The 1,072-nt window shown below is 60.3% G+C and carries 1 protein-coding gene; it reads left to right on the top strand.

Features of this window, described 5'->3' with window-relative positions; genetic code table 11:
* Positions 1 to 140: 140 nt before the first annotated feature.
* The coding region (locus tag NFR41_RS10440) for an IS5 family transposase (RefSeq protein ID WP_251231800.1) at positions 141 to 1,072 on the top strand (932 nt) is incomplete at its 3' end.

The following is a 1,072-nucleotide window of genomic DNA, read 5'->3' as shown; positions in this document are numbered from 1 at the left end:
AACGGATGCTATTTCAGAGGCATTGCCTTTATAGCTGTATCCTAGGGAAACGCTGCATAAATCCCGTCGGAGCTGCCTCATAACCACCGACGAGGTAAAATCTGACCTGTCGTCCAACACCCGCTGACAGAGCCACTCCGATGAAACAGATCTCATTCGCCCAGGCTGAGCACCAGAACAAGAAGAAGGTCACCCGCCGCGAGCGGTTTCTTGCCAGGATGGAGAAGCTGGTGCCGTGGCAACGGCTGATCGCAGCACTGTCGCCGTCCTACTTCCCGAATTCAGCGGGCAAGCGAGGCCGACCACCCATTGGCCTGGAGCGCATGCTGCGCATTTACTTCCTGCAGCAGTGGTATGCCCTGGCCGATGAAGCGCTGGAGGACGCCATCTACGACAGCCAGGCGATGCGCGACTTCATCGGTATCGATCTGGCCATCGAGAGTGTGCCGGATGCGACCACGCTGCTGCGCTTCCGTCACCTGCTGGAGCAGCATGCCCTGACCCAGCGGATCTTCGAGGAAATCAACGCCCACCTGGCCGAGCAGGGCCTGTTCATGCGCGAGGGCACCATCGTCGACGCCACCATCGTGGCGGCGGCCCCCTCCACCAAGAACAAGGCCAAGCAACGCGATCCGGAGATGAAGCAGACCAGGAAGGGCCAGCAGTATTACTTCGGCATGAAGGCGCATATCGGTGTCGATGCGGTCACCGGGCTGACCCACAGTGTCGCCGCCACCTCGGCCAACGTCGCCGATGTCACCATGACCAGTGAATTGGTCCGGGACGATGACAAGCGGGTATACGGCGACGCGGGCTACACCGGCATGTGGAAGCATCTGGATGAAGAGAAGGATGCCCCGGATTCCCGGTGCTGTGTTGCCGCCAAGCGCGGCCCCATCAAGAAGATGGAAGACAGTCCCATGAAAACGCTGCTGCTGGCGATCGAGAAGGCCAAGGCCAGCATCCGCGCCAAGGTCGAGCACCCGTTTCATGTCATCAAGAACCTCTTCGGCTACCGGAAGGTTCGCTACAAGGGGCTGGCCAGGAACCAGGCGCAGCTGTTCACCCTGTT

It is taken from the genome of Adlercreutzia aquisgranensis (assembly GCF_943193145.1).
GTDB lineage: Bacteria > Actinomycetota > Coriobacteriia > Coriobacteriales > Eggerthellaceae > Xiamenia > Xiamenia aquisgranensis.
The sequence above is the reverse complement of the archived record's forward strand: the minus strand, read 5'-3'. Positions and strand labels throughout refer to the sequence as shown.